The sequence below is a fragment of the Bradyrhizobium sp. 62 genome, from assembly GCF_023073035.1.
Taxonomy (GTDB): domain Bacteria; phylum Pseudomonadota; class Alphaproteobacteria; order Rhizobiales; family Xanthobacteraceae; genus Bradyrhizobium.
The window spans coordinates 226,718-234,545 of sequence record NZ_JADPIT010000019.1 but is presented as its reverse complement, the minus strand read 5'-3'; the positions used below and the strand labels follow the sequence as shown (position 1 = coordinate 234,545).

Sequence of the window (7,828 nt, the reverse complement as noted above, 5' to 3'; positions counted from 1 at the left end):
TGCTTGTGAACGCCTTCTGTCAATTTCGCCTTTGGTCGAACGACGAAAATTATCTCGTGAAAACATATCGCATCACGATATATATTAGTCTTTGTGAGTACGAGGCTGGCGGGTTCGGCGAGAGAAATGGCGCGGCAGACGACGGTGGCGGGTACCCGGAAGCGACGGTCTTGGCCGCAAGGTGCGGAGCGGCAGGAGGCGGGGTGGCCAGTGGAAGAGGCGAACGGACAGCGAGCGACACCGCAGTCCGGCGATGCCTCGCGCATGCCCGATCCGCGCAACTGGCCGGCCGGCCGGCGCGGGCCCGCCGTCGGCCCCGTTCAGGCGAAGCGCGCACCCGGTCCGATGCAGAAGCTGAGCGTGCGCGCCCAGAACGTCCTCAAGGAGCTCGCGGTCGAGCTCACTGCCGAGCAGCCGCCGAAGGGGAATTGGTCGCCCTCGCGCGAATTGCTGCTTGCTCTGACGGCTGAACGCCTCGCCACCGCGCGCAATTGCGGCCCTCACACGATGAGGGAGATCATCGACTGGGCGCAGGGCTGCGGCGTGACCATCAAGCCGGTGATCCCACCCGGCGGCTCGCTGTCGCAGATGTGGGCGGAGATGATTACCAATGCATCCGCCGGTACCTTGACCAGCTCCGAGATTGCCGGCGCGCTGCAGCGCTCGATCCGGCGGAAGAGCGTCCGCATCCCGATCGCGTTACAGGTCATCCTGGTGAAGATCCTGCTGTCCAGCTTCGAATAGGTGGCGATATTTGTGCATCCGGGGCGCCGGTCGGTTGGTTCGGCCTGACCTTCCTTGCTAGTCTCGGTGAGGCCGCCCGTTGCACCGGCTGGCTCGACGTCGCAGGCAGGGAATGGCCCCATCGAAGCGGAAGACGACACGCCCGGCGCGTGCTGTGCCCACAAAGAGTGGCGCGATGCGCGAGGCCGACTACGCGGCGCTTGCGCAGTTTCGCTATCAGCTCCGAACCTTCCTGGCCTTCAGCGAAGCCGCGGCTCAGAGCGCCGGGTTGACGCCGCAGCAGCACCAGGCGCTGCTGGCGATCAAGGGATTGGCTGCCCCTGATGGCGCCAGCGTCGGCGACATCGCGCGCTTCCTGCTGATCCGGCACCACACCGCGGTGGAGCTGGTGGATCGCATGGCGAAACTGAAGCTGATTGGCCGGGAAGCCGACCCCGATGATGCGCGGCGCGTCTTGGTCAAGCTGACAGCGAAGGGCGAGCGGAAGCTGCGATCCCTCTCGCGCATCCATCTGGACGAGCTCAGCGCCGCCGCGCCCGGTTTGGGCAAGATCCTGCGAGCGTTTCGAGCAAAGAGACGCTGAGGACACGCTGAAGAAAGCGCGAAGCCGCGAGCTTTACGCCGCCGCGCCCTGGGCGGCGAGCTGCGCGGCCTGGTGCTCGGTGGTCAGCGCGTCGGTCAGTTCGCCCAGCGCTTCGCCCGCGATCACCTGCGGCAGCTTGTAGAGCGTCAAATTGATGCGGTGATCGGTGACGCGTCCTTGCGGAAAATTGTAAGTGCGGATGCGCTCGCTGCGGTCGCCGGAGCCGACCTTCTCCTTGCGCTCGGCCGAGCGCGCCGCGTCGAGGCGTTGCTGCTCGGCGTCGTAGATGCGCGAACGCAGGATGTTCATGGCGGAAGCGCGATTTTTGTGCTGCGAGCGGCTGTCCTGCATCATCACCACGATGCCGGTCGGGATGTGGGTGATGCGGATCGCCGATTCGGTCTTGTTGACGTGCTGGCCGCCGGCGCCTCCGGCGCGCATCGTCTCGATACGCAAATCATCGTTCCGGATCTCGACATCGACCTCCTCGACCTCGGGCATCACGGCGACGGTGGCGGCGGATGTGTGGATGCGCCCCTGCGTCTCGGTGTCCGGCACGCGCTGTACGCGGTGCACGCCGGATTCGAACTTCAGCTTCGAGAACGCGCCGCGGCCCTGCACCTCCGCGATGATTTCCTTATAGCCGCCGACGCTGCCTTCGCTGGCCGAGATCACCTCGACCTTCCAGCCCTGTAGGGCCGCGAAGCGCTCGTACATCCGGAACAGGTCTCCGGCGAACAGCGAAGCCTCGTCGCCGCCGGTGCCGGCGCGGATTTCCAGCACCACGTTGCGGTCATCCATCGCGTCCTTCGGCAGCAGCGCGACGCGGATCTTCTGGACCAGCTCCTCGATCCTCGGCGTCAGCTCGCCGCGCTCGGCTTCCGCCATGGCGCGCATCTCGGCATCGGTCGCGGGGTCGGCGATCAGTGCCTCGGTGTCGGCGAGCTCCTTGACGGCCGATCGATAGGTCTTGACCGCTTCGATCAATGGCGTGAGCTCGGCGAGCTCACGTGTGATCTGCACATAGCGTTCGGAAGCGAGCTGACCGAGCGATTCGGCCTCCAGCGAGGCGTGATGCGCGAGCAGGACGTCCAGTTTGGCTTCGGGGAGTGACGACATCGGTTCAGTCTCAAAATGCGGAAAAGGGCGAGGCGGCAGGAAGCGGCGACAGGCCCGCTACAACGCCAGGCCTTCGGCCTCGGCAAATTCCGTCAGCTTCTGCCGGATCGAGACGCTGCCGGCGGGCGCGTCCAGCAACGGGCCGAGCATCGCTTCGGCCTTCTTGGCGTCGAGATCGATCACCATCGCCTTGACCGGGCCAAGCGCGGTGGCGGAGAGCGACAGCGAGTGATAGCCCATCGCGATCAGCGCCAGCGCGCCGATCGGCTTCGAAGCCATCTCGCCGCAGAGCGACAGCGATTTCTTCGCGGCTTGCGTCTTGCGTGCGATGTCGCGAAGCGCGCGCAGGATCGGCGCCGACATGGTGTCGAAGCGCTCGGAGACTTTTGCGTTGCCGCGGTCGACCGCGAACAGGAACTGGAACAGATCGTTGGATCCGACCGAGATGAAGTCGACCTTCTTGAGGAGTTCGTCGAGCTGATAGAGCAGCGCCGGCACCTCGACCATGGTGCCGATGTCGATTCTTTCAGGCAGCGTGTGGCCGTGCTGGCGCAGATAGGTCAGCTCGCGCTCGACCAGCGCCTTCGCCGAATCGAATTCGGCGACCTCCGAGATCATCGGGAACATGATGCGCAGCGCGCGGCCACCTCCGGCGCGCAGCAACGCGCGGATCTGGCCGCGCAACAGGCCGGGACGGTCGAGCCCGAGCCGAATCGCGCGCCATCCGAGCGCGGGATTCTCCTCGATCACCGCTTCCATGTAAGGCAGCGCCTTGTCGCCGCCGATGTCGAGGGTGCGGAAGGTGACGGGCTTCGTGCCGGCGGCATCCAGCACGGTGCGATAGAGCGCGAGCTGGTCGCTGGTGCGCGGCAGGCTCTGGCCGACCATGAATTGCAGCTCGGTGCGGAACAGGCCGATGCCGGCGCTGCCGGTGTCTTCGATGTGCGGCAGGTCGATCGCCAACCCGGCATTGATCATCAGCTCGACCTTCTGGCCGTCTTTGGTGACGCAGGGCCGGTCGCGCAGCGCCAGATACTGCGCCTGGCGGCGGGCGCGGAAGCGCACGCGCTCGGCGAAGGCCGCTTCGACCTCCTGCGACGGGCGCACATAGATCATGCCGGAAGTGCCGTCGACGATGACGGCGTCGCCGGGATCGGCGATGCCAGGCGCGTTCGGGACTTCGCCGACCGCGGGAATGCCGAGCGCGCGCGCCACGATCGAGACGTGGGAATTGGCGGTGCCTTCCTCCAATATGATGCCGCGCAGGCGCTTGCGGTCGTAGTCGAGCAGCGCCGCCGGGCCCATCGCGCGCGCGATGACGATGGCATTGTCGGGCAATTGTTCGCGTGAAGGCGCGTGATCCTGGCCGACCAGCTGCCGCATCAGGCGATAGCCGAGATCCTCGAGATCATGCAGTCGGTCGCGCAAATAGGGATCGGTCGAGCGCAGCATGCGCGCGCGGGTGTCGGATTGCACGCGCTCGACGGCGGCTTCCGCCGTGAGGCCGGTGGCGACCGCCTCGTGCAGCTTGTGCGACCAGCCCTGGTCGTTGGCGAACATGCGGTAGGCTTCCAGCACCTCGCGATGCTCGCCGCCTTCCGCGACGTCGCCGCGCTCCAGCATGCGGTCGAGATCGGCGCGCAGCTTGGCGAGCGCGGTGTCGAGCCGCTTGATCTCCTTCGGCAGGTCCTCGGCGATGTAGTCCTTGATGACGACGCGCGGCTCGTGCAGCACGACATGGCCGAGCGCGATGCCTTCCGACAGGATGGCGCCGACCTTCTGCGCCGAATGACGTGCCGCGGGCTCATGGCCCGGCTGGGCCAGCGCAGACAGCTCGCCGGAGGCGATCAGCTCCGCCAGCACCATCGCGGTGGTCTGAAGCGCCTCGAGCTCCTCCTCGACATAGTTGCGCTTGGCGCGGTTCTGCACCACCAGCACGCCGAGCGTGTTGCCGGCGCGCAGGACCGGCACGCCGAGGAAGGAGTGGTAGATTTCTTCGCCGGTCTCGGGGCGGAACGAGAACGCCGGGTGACTCTGTGCGTCGTTCAGATTGAGTGGGGTCGCCTCGCTGGCCACAAGGCCAACCAAGCCCTCATGGGCGGTCAGCACGGTGTGGTGCACCGCCTCGCGGTTGAGGCCTTCGGTGGCATAGAGCTCGAGCGTGTTGTCGACGCGCAGCACATAGACCGAGCACACCTCGGCCACCATGTTGGCGGCGATCAGCACCACAATCTTGTCCAGCCGCTCCTGGGCCGAGACCTGCTCCGCCATGGTTTCGCGGAGCCGTCTCAACAAGACGCGGGGACCTCCCGACGCGCTCCGCATGGACCGTCAATCTCCTCCGTCTGCCGGGGCCGAAAGGGCCCGCGGCGGCTCGCCCAGAAATCCAGAAAAACAACAAATTTGCTCGTCCGGCGCCAGCCCCGGCGGTTGCCTGGGCCGAATCAGCACCGCCTCAACTGGGGCACAGTTTCCGGCAGCCCACCCTGTTCGCCGTATAGCGAATTGGGGTTTGTTTTGCCAAGCAAAACGCCTGCCAAACACGAAAGTGTGGACACTTCGCGTTTGCTGCGACCGCTAAGAGAAAATTAGCCTAAGCCTGATCGAGACCGTAGAGCGTGTGCAAGGTGCGCACCGCAAGCTCGGTATAGGCGGTGTCGATCAGGACCGAGAATTTGATCTCGGAGGTTGTAATGGCCCGGATGTTGATATTCCGTCCTGCGAGGGCCGAGAACGCTTGGGCGGCAACGCCGGCATGGCTGCGCATGCCGCTGCCGATCACCGAGATCTTGGCGACGTCGGTCGCGGTGTCGAGCCGGGCATAATTGATCTGGCCCTTGGCCGCGGTGATCGTCTCCTTGGCCCTGGTGTAGTCGGCGGCCGGAACCGTGAAGGTGAGGTCGGTGGTCTTGCCGTCCTCGGAGACGTTCTGCACGATCATGTCGACGTTGATGTTGGCCTCCGCGAGCGGGCCGAAGATCGACGCCGCCACGCCGGGCTTGTCCTCGATCTGGCGTACCGAGATCTGGGCCTCGTCCTTCGAAAAGGCGATGCCGGTGACGACGTGGCTTTCCATGATCTCCTCCTCGCTGCAGATCAGCGTGCCGGGCGGCTGGTTGGCATGCGGATCGATATCCTCGGGCTTGTCGAAGCTCGAGCGGACGAAAATCGGCATGTTGTGGACCATACCGAGTTCCACGGAGCGGACCTGGAGCACCTTGGCGCCCTGGGAGGCCAGCTCCAGCATGTCTTCGAACGCGATCTTGTCGAGCCTCTTGGCCTTCGGCACGATTCGCGGATCGGTGGTGTAGACACCGTCGACGTCGGTGTAGATGTCGCAGCGGTCCGCCTTGACGGCGGCGGCGATTGCCACGGCCGAGGTGTCGGAGCCGCCGCGGCCGAGCGTGGTGATGCGGTTGGTCTCCGGGTTGATGCCCTGGAAGCCGGCGATCACGGCGACTTCCTTGCGCTCCCTGAAGCGCTTGATGATCTCGCTGCCGTCGATGCCCTCGATCCGGGCCGAAGCATGGGCGTCGCTGGTCGTGATCGGGATCTGCCAGCCCTGCCAGGAGCGGGCCTGGATACCCATGCCCTGAAGCACGATGGCAAGCAGGCCGGAGGTCACCTGTTCGCCCGAGGCGACCACGGCGTCATATTCGCGCGCGTCGTGCATCGGCGAGGCCTCGGTGCACCAGGCCACCAGCTCGTTGGTTTTACCGGACATCGCCGAGACGACCACGGCCACTTCATGGCCGGCGTCGACCTCACGCTTCACATGGCGTGCGACGTTGCGGATACGTTCGATGTTGGCGACGGACGTGCCGCCGAATTTCATCACGAGGCGGCTCATGACGACGCGTGCATTCCTTCATAAGGATCAGTATGGTGGCCCGCACTGGACGGGCCTCGCGGACACCGACCGCGCGTATACATAGCGTCGGGGCCGGGGGCAAGCGGGTTCCTGCGGGGCAGGGTGCGGGGTAGTGGGTTAACCGAGATCATGGCGCGCTATATCGACGAGATCCTGCAGCCTGGCGAGAAGGTGTTGTATTCGACCAATGCGCATTGGATCTTCTATTTTCCGGCGATCCTGGCCTGGATCGTGGCGCTGGTCCTGTTCGTCCTGTCCCGGCAAACCATCGTCGAGGGGCTTGTCCTGCTCTGTCTCGTCGCGGCCGGCCTGGTGGCTCTGGCGGCGCTGTACTGGACCGTGAAGGGCTGGTTCCATCGCTTTACCACCGAGACCGACGTCACCAATTTGCGGGTCGTGCACAAGACCGGCTTCATCAAGCGCCGCACCTTCGAGATGGCGCTGGACAAGGTCGAGAGCGTCGATGTGAATCAGACCATTCTCGGACGTATTCTCAACTATGGCGATGTGACCATCAATGGCGTGGGGGAAGGTCGCGAAACCATCCGGACCATCGCCTCGCCGCTCGCCTTCCGTAGTTCGATCACCACGCGGTAGGACCGCGCGTAACCATGAGCATGCAGCAAGATACTTCCGCAACCGCAACCACCCCGCCGGGCTCGACCGTCGACGCCGCCGAGATCGCGAAATTCTCAAAACTTTCGGCCGAGTGGTGGGACCCCAACGGCAAGATGGCGCCGCTGCACCGGATCAACCCGCTGCGGCTCGGCTACATCCGCGATGCCGCCTGCCGCAAGTTCGAGCGCAACGTGCGCAGCCTCAACTGCCTCGGCGGTCTGCGCGTGCTCGACATCGGCTGCGGCGCCGGCCTGCTCTGCGAGCCGCTGTCGCGCCTGGGCGCGCAGGTCATCGGCGTCGATCCGTCGGTCAGCAACATCGCGGCCGCGAAGCTGCATGCCGACAAGGCGCATCTCGCGATCGACTATCGCTGCACCACGGTGGAGGAGATCGACCCGCGCGAGCGCTTCGACATCGTGCTGGCGATGGAGGTGGTCGAGCACGTCGTCGACGTCGGCGTTTTCCTGAAGCGCTGCGCGGCGATGCTGAAGCCGAACGGCCTGATGGTGGTCTCGACGCTGAACAGGAACTGGAAGAGTTTTGCGCTCGCCATCGTCGGCGCCGAATACGTCCTGCGCTGGCTGCCGCGCGGCACCCACGAGTGGAACAAGTTCGTCACCCCCGACGAGCTGACGAAATACCTGCTCGACAACCGCCTGGTCATTACCGAGCAGACCGGCGTCGTCTACAGCCCCTTCGCCGACAGATGGACCCTCTCGTCAGACATGGACGTGAACTACATGGTGGTGGCGGAAGGCATGGTGTGAGGCCGCGCCGCTCGTGGCGGCCTAGCTGTCTCCGCAAATATAGGTGTCGTCCCGGCGAAGGCCGGGACCCATACCCTCAGGAAGAAGTTGCGGCGCGAAGCAGGCAACCACGAATCTTCGCCAAAT

7 protein-coding genes are annotated in these 7,828 nt (G+C 65.2%); 4 read left to right on the top strand and 3 right to left on the bottom strand.

Going from position 1 to position 7,828, the window contains the following annotated elements; all coding sequences use genetic code 11:
- Positions 1-210 precede the first annotated feature (210 nt).
- Positions 211-744 carry a hypothetical protein gene (locus IVB47_RS22785; RefSeq protein WP_247282963.1) on the top strand — a complete coding sequence of 178 codons (534 nt, stop codon included), beginning with the start codon at positions 211-213 and terminating at the stop codon, positions 742-744.
- A 112-nt stretch (positions 745-856) separates the two neighbouring features.
- Positions 857-1,327 carry a helix-turn-helix domain-containing protein gene (locus IVB47_RS22780; protein WP_247284068.1) on the top strand — a complete coding sequence of 157 codons (471 nt, stop codon included), beginning with the start codon at positions 857-859 and terminating at the stop codon, positions 1,325-1,327.
- A 33-nt stretch (positions 1,328-1,360) separates the two neighbouring features.
- Here the strand turns inward: IVB47_RS22780 and prfA are convergent, their stop codons facing one another.
- The 3 genes from prfA to IVB47_RS22765 form a co-directional block, all read right to left on the bottom strand.
- Positions 1,361-2,446: a peptide chain release factor 1 gene (prfA, locus tag IVB47_RS22775; protein WP_027568011.1), complete on the bottom strand. Its 1,086-nt coding sequence runs from the start codon at positions 2,444-2,446 to the stop codon at positions 1,361-1,363.
- Between the two features lie 57 nt (positions 2,447-2,503).
- Positions 2,504-4,771, bottom strand: a complete 2,268-nt coding sequence (gene ptsP, locus IVB47_RS22770; RefSeq protein WP_247405684.1) for a phosphoenolpyruvate--protein phosphotransferase — start codon at positions 4,769-4,771, stop codon at positions 2,504-2,506.
- 268 nt (positions 4,772-5,039) lie between these two features.
- Complete coding sequence (locus tag IVB47_RS22765; RefSeq protein ID WP_247363095.1) at positions 5,040-6,296, bottom strand: aspartate kinase; 1,257 nt, start codon at positions 6,294-6,296, stop codon at positions 5,040-5,042.
- A gap of 150 nt (positions 6,297-6,446) precedes the next feature.
- On the opposite strand from IVB47_RS22765, the gene IVB47_RS22760 reads away from it, so the two are divergent.
- Both IVB47_RS22760 and ubiG read left to right on the top strand, forming a co-directional pair.
- Complete coding sequence (locus IVB47_RS22760) at positions 6,447-6,914, top strand: PH domain-containing protein (protein WP_027515137.1); 468 nt, start codon at positions 6,447-6,449, stop codon at positions 6,912-6,914.
- Between the two features lie 14 nt (positions 6,915-6,928).
- On the top strand, positions 6,929-7,702 hold the full coding sequence (ubiG, locus tag IVB47_RS22755; protein WP_027568007.1) for a bifunctional 2-polyprenyl-6-hydroxyphenol methylase/3-demethylubiquinol 3-O-methyltransferase UbiG: 774 nt from the start codon (positions 6,929-6,931) through the stop codon (positions 7,700-7,702).
- Positions 7,703-7,828 lie beyond the last annotated feature (126 nt).